This is a genomic window from Devosia sp. MDV22-iso42 (assembly GCF_058629155.1).
Genome location: NZ_JBZVWR010000002.1, coordinates 1 through 22,336, shown reverse-complemented (window position 1 = coordinate 22,336; position 22,336 = coordinate 1). Strand labels below are relative to the sequence as shown.

The 22,336-nt window shown below is 64.9% G+C and carries 18 protein-coding genes; 11 read left to right on the top strand and 7 right to left on the bottom strand.

What is annotated here, in order from left to right:
- The first annotated feature begins 45 nt into the window (after nt 1-45).
- The 6 genes from hisD (AC4NN3_RS00645) to AC4NN3_RS00620 all read left to right on the top strand — a co-directional run bounded on the left by hisD (AC4NN3_RS00645) (nt 46) and on the right by AC4NN3_RS00620 (nt 6,254).
- On the top strand, nt 46-1,374 hold the full coding sequence (hisD, locus tag AC4NN3_RS00645; RefSeq protein ID WP_491925214.1) for a histidinol dehydrogenase: 1,329 nt from the start codon (nt 46-48) through the stop codon (nt 1,372-1,374).
- Entirely contained in the window at nt 1,375-2,139 is a 765-nt protein-coding gene (locus tag AC4NN3_RS00640; RefSeq protein WP_491925213.1) for an SDR family NAD(P)-dependent oxidoreductase, read from the top strand. It begins immediately after the preceding gene.
- Entirely contained in the window at nt 2,124-3,194 is a 1,071-nt protein-coding gene (locus AC4NN3_RS00635; RefSeq protein WP_491925212.1) for a LacI family DNA-binding transcriptional regulator, read from the top strand. Before AC4NN3_RS00640 ends, AC4NN3_RS00635 begins: the two co-directional genes overlap by 16 nt.
- 122 nt (nt 3,195-3,316) lie before the next feature.
- A complete protein-coding gene (locus tag AC4NN3_RS00630; RefSeq protein ID WP_491925211.1) occupies nt 3,317-4,354 on the top strand; it encodes a cupin domain-containing protein in 1,038 nt (345 codons plus the stop codon).
- A 6-nt stretch (nt 4,355-4,360) separates the two neighbouring features.
- Nucleotides 4,361-5,491, top strand: coding sequence for a cobalamin-independent methionine synthase II family protein (locus AC4NN3_RS00625; protein WP_491925210.1), 1,131 nt, complete (start codon nt 4,361-4,363; stop codon nt 5,489-5,491).
- A 61-nt stretch (nt 5,492-5,552) separates the two neighbouring features.
- On the top strand, nt 5,553-6,254 hold the full coding sequence (locus tag AC4NN3_RS00620; protein WP_491925209.1) for an RraA family protein: 702 nt from the start codon (nt 5,553-5,555) through the stop codon (nt 6,252-6,254).
- A 47-nt stretch (nt 6,255-6,301) separates the two neighbouring features.
- Here AC4NN3_RS00620 and hisD (AC4NN3_RS00615) read toward each other — a convergent pair whose 3' ends face one another.
- Nucleotides 6,302-7,609, bottom strand: coding sequence for a histidinol dehydrogenase (gene hisD, locus AC4NN3_RS00615; protein ID WP_491925208.1), 1,308 nt, complete (start codon nt 7,607-7,609; stop codon nt 6,302-6,304).
- Between the two features lie 166 nt (nt 7,610-7,775).
- On the opposite strand from hisD (AC4NN3_RS00615), the gene AC4NN3_RS00610 reads away from it, so the two are divergent.
- The 3 genes from AC4NN3_RS00610 (at nt 7,776) to treY (ending at nt 13,840) form a co-directional block, all read left to right on the top strand.
- Entirely contained in the window at nt 7,776-9,701 is a 1,926-nt protein-coding gene (locus tag AC4NN3_RS00610; RefSeq protein ID WP_491925207.1) for an alpha/beta fold hydrolase, read from the top strand.
- A 175-nt stretch (nt 9,702-9,876) separates the two neighbouring features.
- Nucleotides 9,877-11,598, top strand: coding sequence for a malto-oligosyltrehalose trehalohydrolase (treZ, locus tag AC4NN3_RS00605; RefSeq protein ID WP_491925206.1), 1,722 nt, complete (start codon nt 9,877-9,879; stop codon nt 11,596-11,598).
- A complete protein-coding gene (gene treY, locus AC4NN3_RS00600; RefSeq protein ID WP_491925205.1) occupies nt 11,591-13,840 on the top strand; it encodes a malto-oligosyltrehalose synthase in 2,250 nt (749 codons plus the stop codon). Before treZ ends, treY begins: the two co-directional genes overlap by 8 nt.
- Nucleotides 13,841-13,885: 45 nt before the next feature.
- Here treY and AC4NN3_RS00595 read toward each other — a convergent pair whose 3' ends face one another.
- Genes AC4NN3_RS00595 through coxB form a run of 3 tightly spaced genes read right to left on the bottom strand, consistent with a single transcriptional unit; the run spans nt 13,886 to nt 17,387 of the window.
- Nucleotides 13,886-14,200: a hypothetical protein gene (locus tag AC4NN3_RS00595; protein ID WP_491925204.1), complete on the bottom strand. Its 315-nt coding sequence runs from the start codon at nt 14,198-14,200 to the stop codon at nt 13,886-13,888.
- Nucleotides 14,197-16,722 carry a cytochrome c oxidase subunit I gene (gene ctaD, locus AC4NN3_RS00590; protein ID WP_491925203.1) on the bottom strand — a complete coding sequence of 842 codons (2,526 nt, stop codon included), beginning with the start codon at nt 16,720-16,722 and terminating at the stop codon, nt 14,197-14,199. Before ctaD ends, AC4NN3_RS00595 begins: the two co-directional genes overlap by 4 nt.
- Nucleotides 16,719-17,387, bottom strand: a complete 669-nt coding sequence (coxB, locus tag AC4NN3_RS00585) for a cytochrome c oxidase subunit II (protein WP_491925202.1) — start codon at nt 17,385-17,387, stop codon at nt 16,719-16,721. Before coxB ends, ctaD begins: the two co-directional genes overlap by 4 nt.
- A gap of 54 nt (nt 17,388-17,441) precedes the next feature.
- On the opposite strand from coxB, the gene AC4NN3_RS00580 reads away from it, so the two are divergent.
- Nucleotides 17,442-17,963 (top strand): DUF2231 domain-containing protein, encoded by a 522-nt coding sequence (locus tag AC4NN3_RS00580; protein ID WP_491925267.1) that lies wholly within the window; start codon nt 17,442-17,444, stop codon nt 17,961-17,963.
- Here AC4NN3_RS00580 and AC4NN3_RS00575 read toward each other — a convergent pair.
- The 3 genes from AC4NN3_RS00575 to AC4NN3_RS00565 all read right to left on the bottom strand — a co-directional run bounded on the left by AC4NN3_RS00575 (nt 17,944) and on the right by AC4NN3_RS00565 (nt 21,846).
- Nucleotides 17,944-18,444 carry a CopD family protein gene (locus AC4NN3_RS00575; protein WP_491925201.1) on the bottom strand — a complete coding sequence of 167 codons (501 nt, stop codon included), beginning with the start codon at nt 18,442-18,444 and terminating at the stop codon, nt 17,944-17,946. The genes AC4NN3_RS00580 and AC4NN3_RS00575 overlap by 20 nt on opposite strands.
- Nucleotides 18,441-19,205: a cytochrome c oxidase assembly protein gene (locus AC4NN3_RS00570; RefSeq protein ID WP_491925200.1), complete on the bottom strand. Its 765-nt coding sequence runs from the start codon at nt 19,203-19,205 to the stop codon at nt 18,441-18,443. The genes AC4NN3_RS00575 and AC4NN3_RS00570 overlap by 4 nt, the downstream gene beginning before the upstream one ends.
- Before the next feature lie 76 nt (nt 19,206-19,281).
- A complete protein-coding gene (locus tag AC4NN3_RS00565) occupies nt 19,282-21,846 on the bottom strand; it encodes a membrane-bound PQQ-dependent dehydrogenase, glucose/quinate/shikimate family (protein ID WP_491925199.1) in 2,565 nt (854 codons plus the stop codon).
- A gap of 253 nt (nt 21,847-22,099) precedes the next feature.
- Here AC4NN3_RS00565 and AC4NN3_RS00560 point away from each other — a divergent pair, with 253 nt between their 5' ends.
- Nucleotides 22,100-22,285 carry a DUF2934 domain-containing protein gene (locus AC4NN3_RS00560; RefSeq protein WP_491925198.1) on the top strand — a complete coding sequence of 62 codons (186 nt, stop codon included), beginning with the start codon at nt 22,100-22,102 and terminating at the stop codon, nt 22,283-22,285.
- Nucleotides 22,286-22,336 lie beyond the last annotated feature (51 nt).

Below are 22,336 nucleotides of genomic sequence, written 5' to 3'. Positions count from 1 at the left end.
CATACGTATGCAAGAATGCTATAACGGACGAAAAGGGAGCGCTTCATGGCGATTTGGCTCAAACGCGGCAAGGATGTCGAGGCACGCGCCGAGGCGGACCGCCAGGTTCGCATCACCGTCGAGACCATTCTGGGTGACATCGAAAAGCGCGGCGACGCCGCCGTGCGCGAACTGTCGCAGAAGTTCGACAAATGGGACCGCACCGACTTCCGCCTCAGCCAGGCCGAAATCGATGACTGTCTCAACCAGCTCACGGACCAGGACCTGATCGATATCGAGTTCGCCCAGACCCAGGTGCGCAATTTCGCCCAGGCGCAGCGCGCTACCATGACCGACCTGACAGTTGAGACCCTGCCCGGCGTGACGCTGGGCCACAAGCATGTGCCGATCACCAATGTCGGCTGCTACGTGCCCGGCGGCAAATATCCGCTGCTGGCATCAGCGCATATGTCTGTCATCACCGCCAAGGTGGCCGGCTGCGCGCGCGTCATCACCTGTGCGCCGCCCTTTCACGGCAAGCCGGCCCCGGCTGTCGTTGCGGCCCAGGCCATGGCCGGCGCCGACGAAATCTATGTGCTGGGCGGCATCCAGGCGATCGGCGCCATGGCCATCGGCACCGAGAGCATCGAGCGCGTCGACATGCTGGTGGGCCCGGGCAATGCCTTTGTCGCCGAGGCCAAGCGGCAGCTGTTCGGCCGGGTCGGCATTGATCTCTTTGCCGGACCGACCGAGACGCTGGTGATTGCCGACGAGACGGTGGACGGGGAAATCTGCGCCACCGACCTGCTCGGCCAGGCCGAGCATGGCCCGACCTCGCCGGCCATCCTGCTGACCAATTCGGAAAAGCTGGCGCGCGACACCATGGCCGAAATCGAGCGGCTGCTGACCATCCTGCCAACCGCCGATATCGCCCGCAAATCCTGGGACGATTTCGGCGAGATCATCGTCTGCGACAGCTATGAGGAGATGCTGGCCATCGCCGATCACATCGCGTCGGAACATGTGCAGGTGATGACCGACCGGGACATGTGGTTCCGCGACAAGATGAGCAATTACGGCGCATTGTTTCTGGGCCCGCGCACCAATGTCGCCTATGGTGACAAGGTCATCGGGACCAACCACACACTGCCCACCATGAAGGCAGCGCGTTATACCGGTGGCTTGTGGGTGGGGAAGTTCATGAAGACCTGTACCTGGCAGACCGTCACGACCGACGCGGCTTCGGCCATGATCGGCGAGTATGGTTCGCGCCTTTCCATGCTGGAAGGCTTTGTCGGCCATGCCGAGCAGGCCAATGTGCGGGTGCGCCGCTATGGCGGCCGCAACGTGCCCTATGGCACCGGGGCCACACCCCGCACCGAGGCCGCAGAATAGATGACCCTGCCCCGCACCCCCAGCTTCCGGCTTGACGGACGGCGCGCTTTGGTGACCGGCGGCACGCGCGGCATCGGGCTGGGGGCGGCGGTAGCGCTGGCCGAGGCCGGCGCGGCGGTCACCATTGCCGCCCGCACGGCGGGTGATGTGACGCTGGTGGTGGACCAGTTCGCCGAAGCGGGTCTCACGGCCGAGGGCGTGGCCATCGACATTACCGATACCGATGCCGTCCGCGCCTTTGTGGCCGAGGTCGAGCCGTTCCAGGTGCTGGTCAATTCCGCGGGGACCGGGCGGCATTCAAGCTTTGCCGAGATCACGCCGGGCAGTTACCAGGCGGTGATGAACCTCAATGTCGCGGCGACGCTGTTCGTGTCGCAGGCGGTAGTGGGGCGGTTGCGCGAAGCTGGCCTGCCCGGCTCGATCATTCACATCTCCTCGCAGATGGGCCACGTGGCCGGGCCCGACCGGGCCGTCTATGCGGCCAGCAAATTTGCCGTTGAAGGCCTCAGCAAGGCCATGGCGATCGAACTGGGGCCGGACAATATTCGGGTCAATACGGTGTGCCCGACCTTTATCGAGACCGACCTGACGGCCAAAAATCTCAGCAATCCCGACTTCCGCGCCTGGGTGCTGTCCAAGATCGTGCTGGGGCGGCTGGGCCGCATCGAGGACCTTATGGGGCCGATCGTGTTCCTGGCCTCCGACGCGTCGGCATTGATGACGGGATCTTCTCTTCTGGTGGATGGCGGATGGACATCGGCGTAAAAAAACCGGGCGTCACCTCCTCCCAGGTGGCCGAACATGCCGGCGTGTCGCAATCGGCCGTGTCACGCACCTTCACGCCTGGCGCGTCGATCTCCCCTAAGACGCGGCAGAAGGTACTGGCCTCGGCCAAGGTGCTGGGTTATCGGCCCAATGCCATTGCCCGCTCGCTGATCACCAGCCGCTCGCGCATCATCGCCGTGGTGATGGCGTATCTGGAAAACCTGTTCTACCCCGATGTGCTCGAAGAGCTCGGCCGGGCGCTGGCGGCGGAGAACTACCACCTGCTGCTATTTACCGGCTTCATGGATCGCGACAGCGACCCGGTTTTTGACCAGTTAATGCAGTATCGCGTGGACGGCATTATCCTGGCCTCGACCTCGCTGTCCTCCGAACTGTCGGAAGAATGTGCCACGGCCGGCATTCCCGTTGTGCTGTTCAACCGCACCACCGAGCGCGACGCCGTCTCGAGCGTCACCACCCGCAACAAGGAGGGCGGCAAGCGGATTGCCGAATTCCTCGTGTCCGGCGGGCATAAAAGCTTTGGCTATATTGCCGGGCTGGAGAATTCCTCGACCAATCGCGACCGCCAGCAGGGCTATGTCGAGGCTTTGGCGGCGCATGGTTTTGTCGATGTCATCATCGAGACCGGCAATTATTCGCGCGACGACGCCCAAGAGGCGGCACGGGCCATGCTATCGCGCCCCAATCGACCGGAAGCGCTGTTTGTCGCCAATGACCATATGGCCGTCGCCGTGATGGATGTGGCGCGCTACGAATTCGGCCTCAAGATTCCCGAGGACCTGTCGATCGTGGGCTATGACGATGTCGGACCGGCGCGCTGGACCTCGTATGGCATTACCTCGATGAGCCAGCCGGTCAAGCGCATGGTCGAAGCCACGGTCGATATCCTGATGGACCAGATCGCCAGCGGCGAGATCGAGGCCGAGCACCGCATCCTCAATGGCGAGCTGATCGTGCGGACCTCGGCCCGGCTGCCGGACAGCGGCATTGTCGCCCGCGACGACCAGCAGATCTACCGGCCCAAGGAGGCGTGATGACGGTCCCCTGCCCATCCCTTCCCGGCCGGCGCGGAACCATCAATGCAGCCGCGTGTTTAGCGCGCGCTGTGCATACGAATGCAAAATCTATCCCCGTTTGCGCCTGAAAGGACGACCCCATGACCAAGTGGACCCAGACTGAAATGGAAAAGCGCCTGGTGCGCTATGCGGACCTCAAGGGGTTGCGCAATGCGTTTATCGACGCGCGCACGCCCGGCTCAGACCGCAAGGAAAACTTCACCATCATCGGACCCGGCGTGTCCGAGAACAAGGCGCAGGTGGTGCACATCCCCGAGGCGCATGGCTTCAATTTCGGCGCCGCCCGCCAGCCCTTCGGCTGCACCAACAGCCAGCACAGCCACCTGACGGCCGAGACCTTCCTGGTGCATACCGGCAAGTGGCGCTTCGTGTTCGGCGCCAACAAGGACGAGGGCTATCTCGACGTCGAGCCGGGCGATGTCGCCACGGTGCCGACGCATATGTTCCGCGGCTTCGAGAAGCGCGACGAAGGCACCGGCTTCCTCGCCGTGGTGCTGGGCCATGACGATCCGGGCAAGGTGGTCTGGGCGCCGAGCGTCTTCAAGATGGCCGAGGATTTCGGCCTCAAGCTGCTCAAGGGCGGCAAGCTGATCGATACCACGCTGGGTGAGACCGTGCCCGAGGGCGCCGAGCTGGAACTACCGCCGGACGCGGCCAAGATGGCTGAACTGGCGACCCCGCCGATGGAGGAACTGGCCAAGTATTACCTGCCGCATGCCAAGATGGAAGGCAATCCGAACTCGCCGCTGGCCGGCGAAGGCGTCGAGGAAGCCGCGCTGATCGGCGATGTCGATGCAGCGGATGGCTTTGCGGCCGGCCCGATCGTGGGCCATTGGCAGCATGGCTTTGCGCTGCGCCGGCTCAAGCTCGAGACCGGGGCCAGCATTGCGCCCCATAGCCGCAGCGAGCAGGAAGTGATCTTCGTGCAGTGCGGGACGCTCGAATTCAACTGGGCCGACGGCAAGCTGATCCTGGGCGCCGGCGATACGCTGACCGTGCCGGTGGGCCTGGTGCATGGCTTCCGCAACCCGGCCTCGGCCGATGCCATCGCCTTTGTCATCCGGGGGTCGGCAGCCCCCGCCGCACCACAGTTCGCCACCGCCCAGGCCGCAGAGTAACCGACCATGACCCACAAGATCCTCACCACCCATGTCGGCTCGCTGCCGCGCTCCAAGCAGGTGACGGACCTTGTGTTCGCGCGTGAGGCCGGCGTCCCCATCGAGGAGGCCGGCTTCAGCCAGATCATTGCCGCGGCAGTCGACGATATCGTCGCCAAGCAGAAGGCGGCAGGCATTGACCTGCCGTCCGATGGCGAGATGAGCAAGATAAGCTACGCCACCTATATCAAGGACCGGCTGACCGGCTTTGACGGCGACAGTTCGCGCCAGCCGCCGGCCGATCTGGAGCTGTTCCCGAGCTTTCTCAAGCGCCAGGCCAATAGCGGCGGCACGCCGAGCTATCGCCGGCCCAAATGCGTGGGCGAGATCACGGTCAAGAGCCTCGAGCCGCTACGTGATGACGTCGACAATTTCCAGGCGGCACTCAGCGCCCATGGCTATGCCAGGGGCTTCATGAATTCGGCGACGCCGGGCGTCATTGCCCTGTTCCAGCCCAATGAATTCTATGCCAGCCAGGACGACTATCTCGAGGCCGTGGCCGAGGGCATGCGGGTGGAATATGAGGGCATTGTCGAAGCCGGCTTCGTGCTGCAGCTCGACGCGCCCGATCTCGGCCTGGGCCGGCACATGATGTACAAGGACCTCGACGATGACGGCTTCGTCGTCGCCGCCGGAAGGCATATCGAGGTGATGAACCACGCTCTGCGCAATATAGCCGGCACTGATGTGCGCATGCATGTCTGCTGGGGCAATTATGAGGGCCCGCATGTCTGTGACATTGCGCTCAAGAAGATCCTGCCCAGCCTGCTCAAGGCCAAGCCGCGCGCCCTGCTGTTCGAGGGCGCCAATCCGCGGCATGCGCATGAATGGATCGACTGGAAAAGCGTCAATCTGCCGGACGACTATGTGCTGATCCCCGGCGTGATCGACTCGACCTCCAACTTTGTCGAGCACCCCGAACTGATCGCGCAGCGGCTCAAGAATTTCACCGACATCGTCGGCGCCGAGCGCGTCATCGCCGGCACTGATTGCGGCTTCTCCACCTTTGCCGGTTTTGGCGCGGTGGATAGCGAAATCGTCTGGGCCAAGCTCAAGGCGCTTACCGAGGGTGCCGAGATCGCCAGCAAGGCGGCGTAATTTCGGCCCTGCGCCGGCCTCTCCCTCAGGGAGAGGTAATCTAGTGCTTGAGGAGAAGCCTATGCCCATGATCGATCCCGACGTCCTTGCCGCCCTGCGCAAGGCCGATACGCCCACCGTCTGCAACGCGCTCGAGCATGTCATGGGCGGGCGCACCGCGGAGGGCTTTACCAAGACGCCAGTGGTCTGCGCCGACCAGGCTCTCCCGCCGATCGTGGGCTTTGCCCGCACGGCAAAAATCCGCGCCTCCTCGCCGGCGCAGAAGCCGGCTGCCGAGGTGCGGGCGCTGCGCATGCAATATTATGAATATGTGGCCGCCGGCGACGGCCCCAATCTGGTGGTGATCGAGGACACTGACTTTCCCCATGCCATTGGCGGCTTCTGGGGCGAGATGCAGGTGGCACAGCACAAGGGTCTGGGCATTGCCGGCACGCTGACCAATGGCGTGCTGCGCGACCTGGGCATGCTCGACGAAGGCTATCAGGTCATCGCCGGGTCTGTCGGCCCCAGCCACGCCTTTGTACATGTCACCGAGCTCGACTGCCCGGTCAATGTCTTTGGCATGACTGTGCGCCCGGGCGACCTGGTGCATGCCGACCGCCATGGCGGCGTGGTGATCCCGGCCGAGCATATCGCGCGGATGGAATGGGCCATCGACGTAGTGATGCGCAAGGAAGTGCCGGTGCTGACCGCAGCCCGAGCCCCGGGCTTCACGGTGGAAAAGCTCAAGGCGGCTTGGCTCGAGGCCGACAAGATCTCGTAGCGCTCAGTCGACATCCTCCCCCGCAAGCGGGGGAGGAAAGACGACTGCTAGATCTTCATCTGCATGCGATCCAGCCGCAATTGTGCCGCGCGGCGGTGGCCTTCGAGGCCTTCGCTGGCGGATTGGCGGGCGGCGGGTGGGGCGACCTGCTTGACGCCCTCTTCGCTCAGCCACTGATGGGTGGCGATCTTGACATAGGCGCCGACCCAGAGGCCGCCGGTATAGGCGCCCGCGCCCATGGTGGGCAGGGTGTGGTTGGTGCCGGAGCACTTGTCGGAATAGACCACGCTGGCCAGCTCGCCGATGAACAGGCTGCCATAGTTGCGCAGCTTGAGCGCGAAGGCCTTGGCGTCGGCGGTGTGGACCTGCAGATGCTCGGCGGCGATCAGGTCGGAATAGGCGATCATGGCCGCTTCGCTGTCGCAGACGGTGATTTCGCCATAGTTGATCCAGGCTTCGCGGGCGGTATTGGCCGTGGAAAGCGTGGCCAGCTGGGCCTCGATCTGTAGCAGGGTGGCCTCGGCTAGCGCGCGGTCGGTGGTGATCAGGCCGACGCGGGTGCGGATGTCGTGCTCGGCCTGGGCCAGCATGTCGGTGGCGATCATTTCGGCATCGCCGGTGGCATCGGCGACGATGAAGATCTCGGAGGGGCCGGCCAGCTGGTCGATGCCGACGGGCCCGAAGACCTGGCGCTTGGCCTCGTTGACGAAGGCATTGCCGGGGCCGACGATCTTGTTGACGGCCGGAACACTCTCGGTGCCATAGGCCATGGCGGCGATGGCCTGGGCGCCGCCGATGCGGAAGATGCGATCGGCGCCGGAGAGGTGGCAGCCGGCGATCATGGCCTTGTGGGCATTGGGCGGCAGGCAGGCAATGACCTCGTCGACGCCGGCCACCTTGGCCGGGACAATGGTCATGATGGGGGCGCTGAGCAGCGGATAGCGGCCGCCGGGCACGTAGCAGCCGACGCGCTGGATGGGGATGACGCGGTGGCCCATATGCACGCCGGTCAGGGTTTCGACCTCGAGCGGCAGGATGGTGGCGAGCTGGGCCTGGGCGAACTTGCGCACATTGTCGATGGCGAATTCAGTGTCCTTGCGGGTCTGCGGATCGAGCTCGGCCACGGCCTGCTCCCGCTCGGCCTGGGTGACCTCGAAAACGGCCAGGTCGGACTTGTCGAAGCGCGCCGAGTATTCGCGCACGGCGGCGTCGCCGTTCTTGCGGACATTGGCGATGATTTCGCTGACCAGGGTTTCGACCGGCGCATTGTCGCCGAGCGAGGAGCGCTCGGGCGCCTTGACATAGGTGACGCCGGGAAAGGGCGAAGCGGAATTTTGAGGCGTGCTGGTAGTCATGCGCAGGTCACTCCGGAAAGCGTAGCAGACGACGGCAATGCGTGAGCAGACTGCTCGCATCGAGCGTCACGTGAAGGTGTCGTTTTGATCTTGCATACGTATTCAAAATTTGCCAGAGTTTTTTGGCAAATTGGTCTTGGCCTTTCGTCGAGACATGTGGATCGTGATGAACCAGATTATTTTCGCTCCGGCCGAAACGGTGGGCACCATAACGGCGCCACTGCCGCTGCTGCTGCTGGGCGGTACGGCCTGCGACGCACGGCTGTTTGCGCCGCTGCTAGAGCGGCTGGAATGGCCGCTGACGCAGGTGGTGGCGCTCGAGGGCGCGGAGACGACGCCGGCCCTGGCGGCGCACCTTCTGGCGCAGGCGCCGGGTCGCTTCGCCCTGCTCGGCTTCTCGCTGGGCGGGATCGTGGCGCTGGAAATGATGGCGCAGGCGCCCGAACGGGTTGCCGGGCTGGCGCTGATCGACACCACGGCGCGGCCCGACCCGGCCGAAAATGCCCTGCAGCGCCGCCAGACGGTGGAGAAAGCGCGGGCCGAGGGCATGGAGAATTACATTGCCGATGCCTGGGGCGACCTGGTGTCCCCCGCCCATGCCGACAATGCCGACCTGCGCAGGCTGATCACGGCCATGGCCCACGATAGCGGCACCGACCTGCTGGCGGCGCAGATGGAGGTGGCGATCCACAGGGTCGACAGCCGGCAGCGGCTGGGCGCCATCGCCGTGCCGACCCTGATCCTGGCCGGGGCCGACGAGGCGGTGTGTCCGCTGGCGGCGCATCACGAACTGGCCGACGGCATTGCGGGCGCCCGCTACTTTAACATTCCGCAAGCAGGTCACTTTGCGCCGCTTGAAAATCCTGCCAGCGTGGCGCGTCATGTGCGCGACTGGCTGGCCCTGTGCACCACCGATCCAGCCATTCCGGCAGAACCCCAAGGAGCCATCATGAACGACGCCCCCACCCCCACCAAGAGCAAGGGCAGTCCCGCCATGGCGGCCGAGGAATCCGTGCTGCAGGTCGAACGCCGTGACTACAAGGATCTGGCGCCGACTGACCGGCCGCGCAGCCAGTCGCTGGAAGGCTTTGACGACATCTATACCGACATCGTCGACTACATCATCCGCTGCACCCACAAGATCTGGGACGAGCGCGATATCGGGCTGATCTATACCCATTACACCCATAACTGCGTGCTCTACGGCACCACCGGCACGATCTACAACCGCGAGGACGTGGTGCGCGACACCATCCAGCGGCTGGTGAGCTTTCCCGAGCGGCGCGGCATGGGCACCCAGGTGATCTGGAACGGCAATGACCAGGACGGCTTCTATACCAGCCATCTGGTGACCGGGTCGGGCCGCCACACCCAATATGGCCATCTCGGTCAGCCGACCGGCAAGCCCTTTGTCAGCCGCACGATTGCCGACTGCATGATCCACCGCAACATGATCTATCGCGAGTGGGTGGTGTCGGACCAGATGGCCATCATCAAGCAGCTCGGGCTCGACCCCAACCACTTTGCCATGCGCACCGCCAAGGCCAAGTTCGATGCCGGCCTGACCTCGCTCGATATCGGCGAGAACCGCCGCTTCCTCGGCCAGACACGGCCGAACGAGAAGGCCGATGTCAGCCTGGCGCACAACGACATCGAAGTGCAGACCATCGAGATGCTGCACGAGATTTTCGTCAAGCGCATGTTTGGCAAGATTGCCGAATGCTACGCGCCCAATGCGCAGTATCACGGCCCGCTGATGAAGGAGCTCTATGGCGTCGCCGCCATCATCCACCAGCATCTGGGGCTGATCGGCTCGCTGCCCGATGCCAGCTACGAAATCCAGCATGTCGCGTCCAACCCCTGCGAAGAGGGCGGCACCAAGGTTGCCGTGCGCTGGATCATGGAAGGCCATCACCTGGGCTATGGCATTCTGGGCGAGCTGGGCGACCCGACCGGCAAGCGCGTGCAGGTAATGGGCATGAGCCATTACCACTGGAAGGACGGCAAGATCGTCGATGAGTGGAATGTCTATGACGAGCTGAGCCTGCTCGTCCAGATCAAGCTGGGCCAGCTGGCCGACGCCGCCGCCTGATCCGAAACGACGTCGAGCATGTCGGCCGGGCCCCTCCGCTGTGGAGGGCCCGGCCTTTTGCTGCCACCAGTACGCTGACCCGCTGTGCCATAACGCACCCTGACAAAAGCTTTGCCTTCGGCACGGAACGCCCGCCCAGAGTGCCACGTTTAGGCCGCTCGAAGATGAGGGCAACATGACACAGCACTGGGGCGCCCGCGCCCAACAGAACGGCACCTGGTCGATCGCCACCTGGGCCCCTTCAGCCAAAACTATCGCCGTCGAGTTCGACGGGCGCTGCGTTGCCATGGCCCGGGACGCCGACGGCTGGTGGCAAGCCAGCGTCACCGCTACCGCCGGCACAGCCTATCGCTTCCGCGTCGATGGCAGAGCCATGCCCGATCCGGCCAGCCGCTTGCAGGCGGGGGGGGTGCATGACCATTCCGTGCTGGTCGATCACCAGGCCTATCGGTGGGACACGCCCTGGCAGGGCCGGGCCTGGGAAGAGGCGGTAATCTACGAACTGCATGTGGGCACCTTTACCCCGGCGGGGACCTTTGCCGCAGCGCGCGACAGGCTGGCCGAACTGGCCGAACTGGGGATCACTGCCATCGAGGTGATGCCGATCGGCCAGTGGTCGGGCGCGCGCGGCTGGGGCTATGACGGCGTGCTGCCCTTTGCGCCGCACCCGGAATATGGCACGCCGGACGAATTCAGGACCTTTGTCGAGCATGCCCAAAGCCTGGGGATGATGGTGCTGCTCGATATCGTGATGAACCATTTCGGGGCCGAGGGCGCGCATCTGCACGCGCTGGCGCCGGAATTCTTCGCCCCGGAGCGCCATACGCCCTGGGGCGCGGCGATCCATTTCGACCTGCCGGCGGTGCGCGCCTTCTGGATCGACTGCGCCAGCATGTGGATGGCCGATTACCGGCTCGATGGCCTGCGCTTTGACGCGGTGCATGAGATTACCGGCCCGGGGGCGGACGAATTCCTTGCCGAAATGGCCACGACGCTGCGGGCGCTGGACCCGACGCGCCGGATCCACCTGATCACCGAGGACGACCGCAACCTGCCCGACTGGCGTGAAAGCGGGCTCTATGACGCCAGCTGGAACGATGATTTTCACCATGCCGTGCATACGGCGCTGACCGGCGAGGACCAAGACTATTACGCCAGCTATGCGGTCGACCCGATCGCCGATCTGTGCCGGGCGCTGGCGCATGGCCAGGTCGAGGAAGGCCAGGAGCGCGAGGGCCGTGCCGCGCCGCGCGGACAGAAGAGCGGGCACCTGCCCCCGACCGCCTTCATCAACGCCATCCAGACGCATGACCAGATCGGCAACCGGCCGCATGGCGAACGGCTGATCACGCTGGCGGCGCCCGACGCGGTGGAGATCGCCTATGCGCTGCTGCTGGTATCGCCCTATGTGCCGATGATTGTGATGGGCGAGGAGCGGGGCGAGCAGGCACCCTTCCTGTTCTTCGCCGATTTCGAGGGCGAGCTGGCCGACAGCATCCGCGAGGGGCGAGCCGAGGAGATCGGCGCGCCCGCCGATGCCGCGGCGGCGCCGCCCGATCCGCTGGCCGTGGACACGTTTGCCGCCTCCAAGTTGACCTGGAAGAGTGATGCGACGGCGCAAGGCTGGCTGGAGCTGACGCGGCAGGCCCTGGCGTTTCGCCGCGACTATGTGGTGCCGCTGCTCAAATCGGGGCGGATCAGCGCGGCGCAGGTGCGGCGCATCGGTCCGGCCTCAATCGAGGCGCGCTGGAGCTTTGCCGCCGGCTCGCTGCGACTGGAGCTCAATTTCGGTGCGGTGGGGGTGGGTCTGGCGGCGCTGGCCAATCCGCAGTTCAGCCGCAATGATGTCCGGCGCGATAAATACGCGCTCTGTGTGCAAGGCCAGTTCAATGATTGATCCGATTCCCACCGCCACCTACCGCATCCAGCTGCGCGAGGGCGTCGGCTTTGCCGAAGTGCAGCGCCAGCTCGACTATTTTGCCGCGCTGGGCATTTCCCACCTCTATCTGTCGCCGGTTTTTGCCGCAGCGGCTGGCTCGACGCATGGCTATGACGTGATCGATCCGACGGCCATCGAGCCAAGCCTGGGCGGCCGCGCCGGGTTCGAGGCGCTGTCGGCGGCAGCGCATGCCAAGGGGCTTGGCGTGATCCTCGACATCGTGCCCAACCATACCGCGTTCACGCTGGATAATCCCTGGCTAGTCGATGTGCTGGCGCATGGAGAGGCGAGCCGCTATGGCCGGCATTTCGATATCGATTGGGCGGCGGGGCCGCTGGCCCTGCCCTTCCTGCCGGAGCCCTTTGCGGCGATGCTGGCGGCAGGCGACTTTTCCGCGTCGGATGGAGTTTGGCGGGTGGGCGAGATGGATATCCCGCTGGCGGCCGATGGGCCAGACGGCGCCAGTACGCCGGAAGATCTGCTGGCGCTGCACGAACGCCAGCACTGGCGGCTGCGGCACTGGGAAACCGAGCGCGACAGCATTACCCATCGCCGGTTCTTCAACGTCACCGGGCTGATCGGCATGCGGGTGGAAGATGCCGATGTGTTCGCCGATAGCCATGCGCTGATCCTCGACCTGGTGCGTGCCGGTCACGTCGATGGGCTGCGGGTAGATCATATTGACGGACTTGCCGACCCAAGGACCTATCTTGAACGGCTCGCCGAGGCCCTGCCGGGGACGCCGGTCTGGGTCGAGAAGATTCTGGTCGGGCGCGAGACCCTGCCTGAGGGCTGGCAGACGGCGGGGACGACCGGCTATGAGGCCGGGCGGCTGCTGGCGCGGGGGCTGACCGATGCCGACGGGCTGGCGCGGCTGGAGCAAAGCTGGCGGGAGTATACCGACCAGGACGGTGACTTCGCCGATGTGCTGGCGCAGTCCAAGCGCGACGTAATGCACAATGAGCTGGCGGCCGAGTTGCACCAGCTGGTCCGGCTGGGCGCGGCGGCTCTGGCCAATGATGCCGAGGTCGAGCCGGGGCCGGAAAGCCTGCGCGAGGCGGTGACGGTGCTGCTGACCGGGATGACGCGCTACCGCACCTATGTGGATGTGGATGGTGCCGATACGCAGGATCGCGCGCTGATAGACGCCATTGTCGAGGCGGCGCGGCCAAAGCTGCGGTCGGCGCGGGTGCTCGAGCATCTGGCGGCAGCGCTGATGGCGCCGGAAACACCGGCAGCTTTGGCCTTTGTCGTGCGGTTGCAGCAGGTGTCGGGCGCGCTGCTGGCCAAGGCGCAGGAGGATACTGCCGGGTTCCGCTGGACGCCCTATCTGGCGGGCAATGACGTTGGCGCCGAGCCGGCCGAGGCGACGATCGACGTGGCTGAGGCCAATGCGTTCCTGGCGCTGCGCCAGGCCTCGGACATGACACTGAGCACCAGCCACGACACCAAGCGCTCGGAAGATGCGCGGATGCGGCTGGCGGCGATCAGCCATCTGCCGGAGGATTTTGCCGGACTGGTGGAGGCTGCCGGCATGCTGCCGGAAGCAGGAGATGTGGCGCCGCGCTGGCGGTGGTATATCGCGCAGTCGGCTTTGGCCATCTGGGGCGCCGAGCCCGAGGCGCTGCAGGAGCGGCTGGCCGCGCATATGCAAAAGGCGATGCGGGAAGCCAAGGACGCGACCTATTGGGCGCGGCCGGTGGCGGCGGTGGAGGATCCGGCTATCGGCTTTGCCGAAGCGCTCTGCGCCCATTGGACTGACACGCAGCCGGCGGCCCTGACGCAATTGCTGGAAATCGGCGATGCGCTCAGCCTGACTCAGGTGGCGCTCAAATGCCTGATGCCGGGCTTTCCCGACATCTATCGCGGCTGCGAAAGCGCCTATCATACGCTGACTGACCCGGACAGCCGGCTGCCCATCGACTGGGGTGCCCTGGCGGGTGCTGCCGAGGCGGAGGGCTTTGCCGGCGACAAGGCGCGGCTAACCCGAACCCTGCTCGCCCTGCGGGCAGGCGAGCGGGCATTTTTCGATGCTGCCGATGTCAGGATGACGCTCACTGCTGGCGCGGTCACCATGGAGCGGACCCTGGAGGGGCGACGCCTGGTCTGCACGCAGACGACGGGGGCGCATGCGTCGCTCGGCGAGACCGTGTGGCAGAGCGACTATGCGGGGCGCCGGCTGGCGATCGGCTGGCACTAGGCCGCGCCTGACACCTCTATCGGCCAGCCGGCACCCGACTGGTCATCAAAGGCACATGGAAACGAAGGTCACCGGCGCCAACGTCACCACTGTCGCCCCCAGGGCCGCCATAGTGGCCCCAACGCCGATGCGGTCGATCGCGGTGGGCGCTGCCCGCGGCCCGCGCAGCGCCCGGAGCTGTAGCACGAGGCAGAAAGCCAGCAGGGCGAGCGAGACGATGGCCGCGGCGATCAGCAGTGTCCGGTGCAGGGCCGGATCCCAGGCAAAATAGCAGCCGAGATATTGCAGGGCATAGAGCACGATGAAGGCCAGCGCCCAGAGGGTGAAGCCGGGCAGGATGGGCCAGAGGGTTCTGCTCATGCCGGTCCCCCCGCATTGGCCAGCAGCAGGATCAGTGCCCAGGCCGGCAGCAGCGCCAGGCCGGCATAATCCGTCCATAGTACCGACAGGCGCAGATCGGTGGCGCGAACAACCGAGACATAGCCCCCGTGCCAGCGCCAAGCGGCGTGGCCGGCGATCAGCATGGCCACCGTGGCGTGGACGGCGCAGTAGAGATAAAGGGCGAAGCGCAAGGCCAGGTTCGCATGAACCGTGGAGTCACCCAGCAGCACCATGCCCAGAATGCAGAGGAGCGCCGTGGCTCCCGAAAGGCCGGCAGCGCCGACCAGAAAGGCGAAGGGCGACTGGCCTGAAGCGTTTCGCGCCCGGGCCCGATGCACGAGGAATGACGCGGCAAAGGCCGTGACAAGGCCTATGGCCGGCAACCAGTTGGTGGCGGGCGCGGCGCCGTCCCAGCCCGGGGCGACGACGGCGAGATAAAGCCCGCCGAACAGCAGCGAGGCATAGAGCGTGGTGTCAACGGCGACGGCGAACAGCGAGGCCCACCAGGTGACATTGTCCTTAACCTCGACATCGGCAGGGACGGCACTGTCCTGGCCGATATCGATCGGGCCCATATCGCGCCTGGCGCCGAGGTCACGCGGCCAGAGCAGGAACAGGACCACCACCAGGGCAGCGCCGATCGGCACGAGCCAATAGACCTTGAACAGCAGGCCGAGAAAGAACACGCCGGTGGCCAAAGCCGTCCAGAGCGGCATGAAGCTTGAGCGCGGCAGGATGATGACCTGATCGGGCAGGCCGGTCATCATGTCGACGCCCAGGGTTTCCTGACGGTTGTCGCGCGGGAAGCCGAGATAGCCGTCGCCGCCCGCCAAAGTGGCGCCAAGGCTATTGGGATCGAGATCGTCGGCCCGTTTGGTGATCGATGGCAGGGCAGCAAAATTGTAGGAGGGCGGCGGCGTGGGCGTTGCCCATTCGAGCGTCCGCGCGCCCCAGGGGTTGCGCGGCGATGGTACGCCGAAGCGGAACTGCATGATGATGTCGATCAGCACCAGGGCAAAGCCCATGGTCATGATGAAGCCGCCAAAGGAGGACAGCAGGTTGAGCCAGTCCCAGCCCCAGTTGGAAGGATAGGTCGAGATGCGGCGCGGCATGCCCATCAGCCCGGTGACGTGCATGAGGAAGAAGGTGAGGTTGAAGCCGACGATGATCAGCCAAAAGGCGGGCACGGAGAGCCGATAGATGCTGGAGCGGCCGGTGAAGTGCGGCAGCCAGTAATAGAGCGCCGCCAGCATGGGGAAGACAAAGCCGCCGACCAGCACATAATGCAGATGGGCGACGACGAAATAGCTGTCATGCGCCTGGCTGTTGAAGGGCACCATGGCCAGCATGACGCCGGTCAGCCCGCCACAGACAAAGACGACGAAGAAGCCCACGACATAGAGCATGGGAATGTCGAATTTGGGCTTACCCGAGGCCAGCGTACCGATCCAGGCAAAGATCTGCACCGCTGTTGGGATAGCCACCAGGGCACTGGCCGCCGAGAAAAAGGCCAGAGCCAGATGGGGAATGCCCACGGTGAACATGTGGTGTACCCAGAGGCCGAAGCTCAAAAAGGCCATGGCGACGATGGCGACGATGATGGCGTTATAGGCCACCAAAGTGCGCTGGGCGAAAGTGGGGATGATGGTGGAGAGCACACCGGCGGCCGGCAGGAAGATGATATAGACCTCCGGGTGGCCGAACAGCCAGAACAGGTGCTGCCAGAGCAGCGGATCGCCGCCGCGGGTGGGATCGAAAAAGGGCAGGTCGAAGGCCCGTTCCATTTCGAGCAGGATGGAGCCCAGGATCAGCGGCGGAAAGCCGATCAGCATCATGCCGGCGGTGACCAGCATGTACCAGCCGAAGATGGGCATGCGGGTCAGCGACATGCCCGGTGCGCGCATCTTGAGGATGGTGACCATGATCTCGACGGCCGCGGTGATGGCCGAGATTTCAACAAAGGTGATGCCGAGCAGCCAGACATCGGCATTAATGCCCGGCGTATAGGTGCCCGAGGACAGGGGCGTATACATGAACCAGCCGGCATTGGGCGCATAGCCGGTGACCATGGCGACGATCAGGATCAGGCCGCCAAACAGATAACACCAGAAGCCATAGGCGGTCATGCGCGGGAATGCCAGATCGCGGGCGCCCAGCAGCTTGGGCAGCATATAGATGGCCAGGCCCTCGAACATGGGAATGGCAAACAGGAACATCATCACCGTGCCATGCATGGTGAAGAGCTGGTTGTAGAGCTCGGGGCCGATAAAGGCGCTGTTGGGCGTGGCCAGCTGGGCCCGGATCAGCATGGCCAGCAGGCCACCAATGGTGAAGAAGATCAGCGCCAGCACCATGAAGCGCTTGCCCAGAATGGTGTGGTTGACCGATGACAGGCGACCCCAGCCGGGCGGGGTATCCCAGATGGCCGAGAGTGCCTTGTGCAAGGCGATGGGCGAGAGCGGCTCGCCGCCTGTCTGGGCGCTACGCGTGTTGCGGCTCATGGTGCGCCTCCAATGACAGTGGCGTAATCGGCCGGGGCATGCGCTTCGACAACAAAGCCCATGCTCTCATGCCCCTGCCCGCAATATTCGGCGCAGATGCCGCGATAGATGCCCGGCTCGTCGGCCTGCAGGCGGATGACATTGGTGTGGCCGGGAATGGCGTCGATCTTGCCGCCCAGGCGCGGCACCCAGAAGGCGTGGATGACGTCGGCGGCGGTGACGACGATATCGACCGGCTCGCCGGCGGGCAGATGGAGGACCTCGGTCGCGGCAGCGCCTGGCATGTCGGGATAGCTGAAGCGCCATTGCCATTGCTGCGCATGGGCCTCGACCCGCGTCGTGGCCACGCCACCCGGCTTCGGCAGCAATTGTTCACCCAGGACCAGCGCGGCGATCAGCAGGCCGACGAGAATGGGGATGGGCATGAGGAGGCCGCCGCCGATGATCCAGTGGGCCGGCTTGATGGCGGCGATGAAGGCGGGACGGATGAAACTGAGCGCCAGCAGGGCCAGCACCAGGGCAAAGAGGACGGTGGCTCCCCAGAACATGACCCACCACAGGGTGGCGATATTGGCGGCGGCGGGACCGGCCGGATAAAGCGTTGATAGCGGCGTGGCGCAACCTGCAAGCGCCAGAGGCGTTGCTGCCAGAGCAGCAAACCGCAAAACCAGGGGGCCAGCTTGTCCGAACAAGACGCCAAAAAAGCCGACATAGCCGAAATGCAGTCCGAAGAATCGACGGGGGAGGCCGACGCCTCGCACGCCAATCCGGGCATCAGGGCCATTGCCGAGCAGGATGTCGGCTCGGCCGTCGCCGTGGCTGGTCACCCCATTCATGCCATGCTGGTGCATTTTCCCATCGCTCTGGTGATCTGTACCCTTGGCGCCGACGGGATGTACTGGATCACGGCCGACCCGTTCTGGGTGCAAGTCGGGCTGTGGGGCGCCGGGGCGGCATTTGCCTTCGGGATTCTGGCGTCGGCGGCCGGCACGGTCGAACTTCTGGCAGTACCCGGCATCCGTGTGCGGGTGGCCAGCTGGAACCATGCCATCGCCGCGATCACCCTGATCGCCATGATCGGCGCCAATTTCGGCCTGCGCCTGACCGTGCCCGAGGCTATCCTGCCGCATGGGCTGATGTTGTCCCTGCTCTCGGCCGTGCTGACGGCGCTGGCGGGTTGGCATGGGGGCAAGCTGGTCTTTGATCATGGTGTCGGTCTCATCATCTCAACCAAGCAGTAAGAAAGGGAAACATCTCGCCCAGGGCGCCAGGGGCAAAGAAGCTGGTGATCCAGTCGGCAGTCACCCATTGCGGCTTGCCCAGCACCGTCACCAGAATTGCGGCAATGACCATGGTCGTCAGCGTGATGACGGTGACGACGCGGATAGTAGGATAGGTCTGGCCAGGCTCGAACAGGCGCAGGATGACCAGGCCGCTCAGGACATGGATGAAAACCATGACCCCGACCAAAGCCAGCTTGACCGAGAACCACGGCACGAAAGTGGACTCGACAAAGATCAGGAACGTGCCCGACACCACGGCGACGAAAGCGGCGGGCGATACCAGCTTGATGTAGAAGAACCGGACAAAATTGTGCAGGCGGTGGAGCGCCTTGTCCGTGAGCTGGCGCCGCTGGTTGTAGAGGAAGGGCAGGCACAGCAGCCCGACCGACCATAGGGCGATGGCCAGGACATGCACGAATTTGAGGAGAACCTCGGTCACGCCTGTCGCGCCTCGCTCTGCTGCAGCCAGGCTGCGAGGCGCCAGACGGCGACCAGCAGGTAAGGCAGGCTGGCCGGGACCCACATGATGAGGCCGGACAGTTGCTGGTCCTCAAGGGGCCCCAGACCGAAGGCCTGTGTGGTGGCGAAATGGGGCATGTAAAGCGGCTGGCCGGAAAACACCAGCAGCGCCCCGAGCAGGCCCATCTGGATGGTAACGGCAACGAGCGCCACGATAGCCCGGCCAGGTGAGGCCAAGAGGACTGCGCCCCAGAACAGCATGGCGCTGCCCAGCAGCGTCGTCTGCATCAGCCAGTAGCCCGGGATATTGGTCAGCGCCAGTTGATAGGCGTCGGGCGTGTGCCAGAGCCAGAAGATGAGGGTATGCAGCACCAGAAGCGGGGTCGCCAGGCGCGGCAGGGCTGAGGTCAGGTTTGCCAGGCCGGTGCGACCTTGCTGGATCAGTGCCCAAGCCAGCAGCGGCGCGGCCACGGCGACCAGCAGGACGTGGTGGACCACGCGGGCCGAGAACAGCGCGACCGTGAGCGCGCAGAGCGGGCTGACGAAGATCACCGCCAGCACGGTCATGCCGGTAACAAAGCTGGCGCTGGCGCGGCTGCGCAGCGGCTGGCCGAACCAGAATAGCGCCGCAGCGGCAAGCATGACGGTCAGCAGAACCGGGTCAAAATTCCACCGCCCCCAGAGATCTTCCGGGAGCGGTGGCGGTCCGCAATAGCTGGTGTCAATGAGCGGGGCTGGCATGGGGGTCCTGACGCTGGAACCGGAAACTCAAATCTGTAGGCTTGAGGAGAGGCGACGCCACCCCTCCTCGAGCGGTTTATGGCGTGGCCGTCGCCGGCAGGGCATAGGCGATGAAATAATCGCCGATGGGGGTTTCCATGAAGTCGTGGCCACCGGCATTGATGACGACGATCTGGCGACCACCTGCCTCATAGGTCATGGGCGTGGCCTGACCGCCGGCCGGCAAGACCACCTGCCAGACTTCCTCGCCGGTTTCGATATCAATCGCGCGCAGGATATCATCGGTCGCTGCGGCAATGAAGAACAGGCCCGAGGCGGTAATGACGCCGCCGCCATTATTGGGCGTGCCGATATCGATGGGCAGCATGGACGGAATGCCGAAGGGACCATTCTTGCGGGCCGAGCCGAAGGGGCGATCCCACAGCACTTCGCGGGTTTCCAGATCGATGGCGGCGATGCCACCATAGGGTGGCTGCTTGCACAGCATGCCGGTGAAGGGCACGCGCCAGCCGGCATTGACCCCGATGCCATAGGGCGACTGCGCCTGCGGGCTGACACTGCCATGCGAACCGCCGCCGACATCGGGATCGTAATTGGGGTCGGTGATGGGCAGAACGCCCATGGCATCGACTTCCTCGCGCGGGATCAGCTGATTGTAGTTGGGCATGTTGTTGTAGTTGGCGATCATGATGCCCTTTTCCGGATCCACAGCCACGCCGCCCCAGTCGGAGCCGCCATTGTAGCCGGGGAACTGGATCCAGGGCTGGTCGACGGTCGGCGGGGTGTAGACGCCGTTATAGCTGGCCTGGCGGAACTGGATGCGGCACCACAGCTGGTCGAGCGGCGTCGTGCCCCACATGTCTGCCTCGGTCAGGTCGGGCTTGAGCAGATTGGGGAAGTCGGTGACGTAGGGCTGGGTCGGCGACAGGCGCTCGGGCTCGACACCGCCCTGGGGAGCGGGACGCTCCTCGATATTGACCAGCGGCTCGCCGGTTTCGCGGTTCAGAACATAGAACTGCGCCTGCTTGGAGGGCATGATGATGGCCGGTACCGGACCGTCGGCGGTGGGGAAATCCACCAGCGTGCCCTGCCCGCCCAGATCATAATCCCAGACGTCGTAATGCACGGTCTGGTAGCTCCAGGCGACCTCGCCGGTTTCGACGTCGAGCGCCACGATGGCAGTGGAATAGGTATTCTCGGCCTCGGAGCGGTCGCCGCCCCAATAGTCGACGGCCGAATTGCCCATGGGCATATAGACCAGGCCCAGTTCGTCATCGCCCGAGGCGATGGTCCACATATTGGGGGTGCCGGGCGTATAGATCTCGCCTTCCGGCGGCAGGCCGGTTTCGCCGGGGCGACCCATATCCCAGGCCCAATCCAGTTCACCGGTCACCGCGTTGAAGCCGCGGATAACGCCGGAGGGTGCTTCGCGCGTCTGGCCATCGCTGACCTGGCTGCCGACGACCAGCACGTCGCGCACCAGGGTTGGCGGCGACGTAGGGGCATAAAAGCCGGGGGCAGTGTCGCCAATGCCTTCAAGCAGGTTGACCACGCCGGCATTGCCGAAGTCAGGGCAGAGCTGGCCGGTTTCCGTGTCGAGCGCGATCATGCGCGCATCATGGGTGAGGTTGACGACACGGGTGGCGCAGAGATCGGTCGCCGCAGCGGTCGGATCGGCAAAGTAGATCAGGCCGCGGCAGGAGGCATTGTAGCCGATGGCATCGACCGGGGTCTGCGGATCAAAAGTCCAGAACTCGGCGCCGGTAGCGGCATCGAGCGCGCTGATCTTGTTGAGCGCCGAGCACAGATAGAGGCGATCGCCGACCTTGACGGGGGTATTCTGGTTGCCGAAGGGCTCGTCGTTTTCCGGCAGGTCGCCGGTGCGGAATTCCCAGATCTGCTCGAGCTGGTCGACATTGTCGCGGGTGATCTGGTCGAGCGGGGAATAGCGGGTGGCGCGGTGATTGCCGCCATAGGCGGGCCAGTCGGCGCCGGTTTCCAGCGTCGTATAGGCAGCGGGCGCGGCCTCGAGCGGTTCGCCGGCGGGGCCTGCATCGGTAGCGGCAGGCACAGCCGGCGTGGCGGGCGCGGGAGTGGCGGATTCAGCTGGCTCGGTCGGCGCTGGTACTGGCGTCGCGGGAACCACTTCGTCGGGTGCTGGCGTTTCGGTAGCCGGTGGCGTTGTGGTTTCCTGCGCCACCAGATTGCCGTCGCGCACAGTGCTCAAACCCAGCAGGGAGGCGCCCACGGCCACAATGGCGGCGGCCGCGGCGGCCATGGCGCGACGCGGTGCAGCGGTGCGACCTTTCAGGGCCGGAATGGTCAGCAGCACGAGGGCCAGGATGATGGTGGGCGCGACAAGGCGCGGCACCTGGGCCCAGCCGTCGAGCCCGGCTTCCCACAGCGCCCAGACCAATGTGCCGAGATAGGTGGCGAGGTAGATCCATACGCCCATCATCTCATGACGGAACAGGAACCAGGCCGAAGCGAGCAGGCCGAGGCCGGCCAGCGCATAGTACCAGGAGCCGCCCAGGGTAATGAGATAGAGGCCGCCAAGCAGAATCGGCACGCCGAACAGCACCATCACCACAGCCAGCGCTATTGTTCCCCAATAGCCGAATGGATGGTTTGATGATGGCATGCTGACGCTCCTGGGGTGGGGACTATCATTGGCGAACGCCATAGCCACGCGATGGTTCCCCCCGCCAGCCCGTTCTGAAGCCCCTCCGCAGCGACTGCGCCACGACGGGGGATGGAACAATCGCCCTGCCCTGTCGTTGAGCGCTATGCCGGGCCACTACTTTCACGCGGCTACAGGCAGCAGCCAACGCGCTGAATGGCCAGCTTGCAGCCGTCCAGTGATCCGTCAACGCTATCGCCCAAGGAGAGATATCATGGCCGAACTCGACCAGAACGAGATCCGCATTGTCGCCTATCAGCTGTGGGAGCGCGACGGCTGCCCTGAAGGCAAGGCCGATGACTACTGGCATGCCGCCGTCAAGCTGCTATCGGATGAGAGCCACGCCAGGGAGCCCAAGACAACGGGCACCATCTTGCCGCTCCCGCCGGCGCAGATCTGAGGCGGGGCAGCAGTATCGATAAATCAACTGGCTGGGGCGCTAGGATTCGAA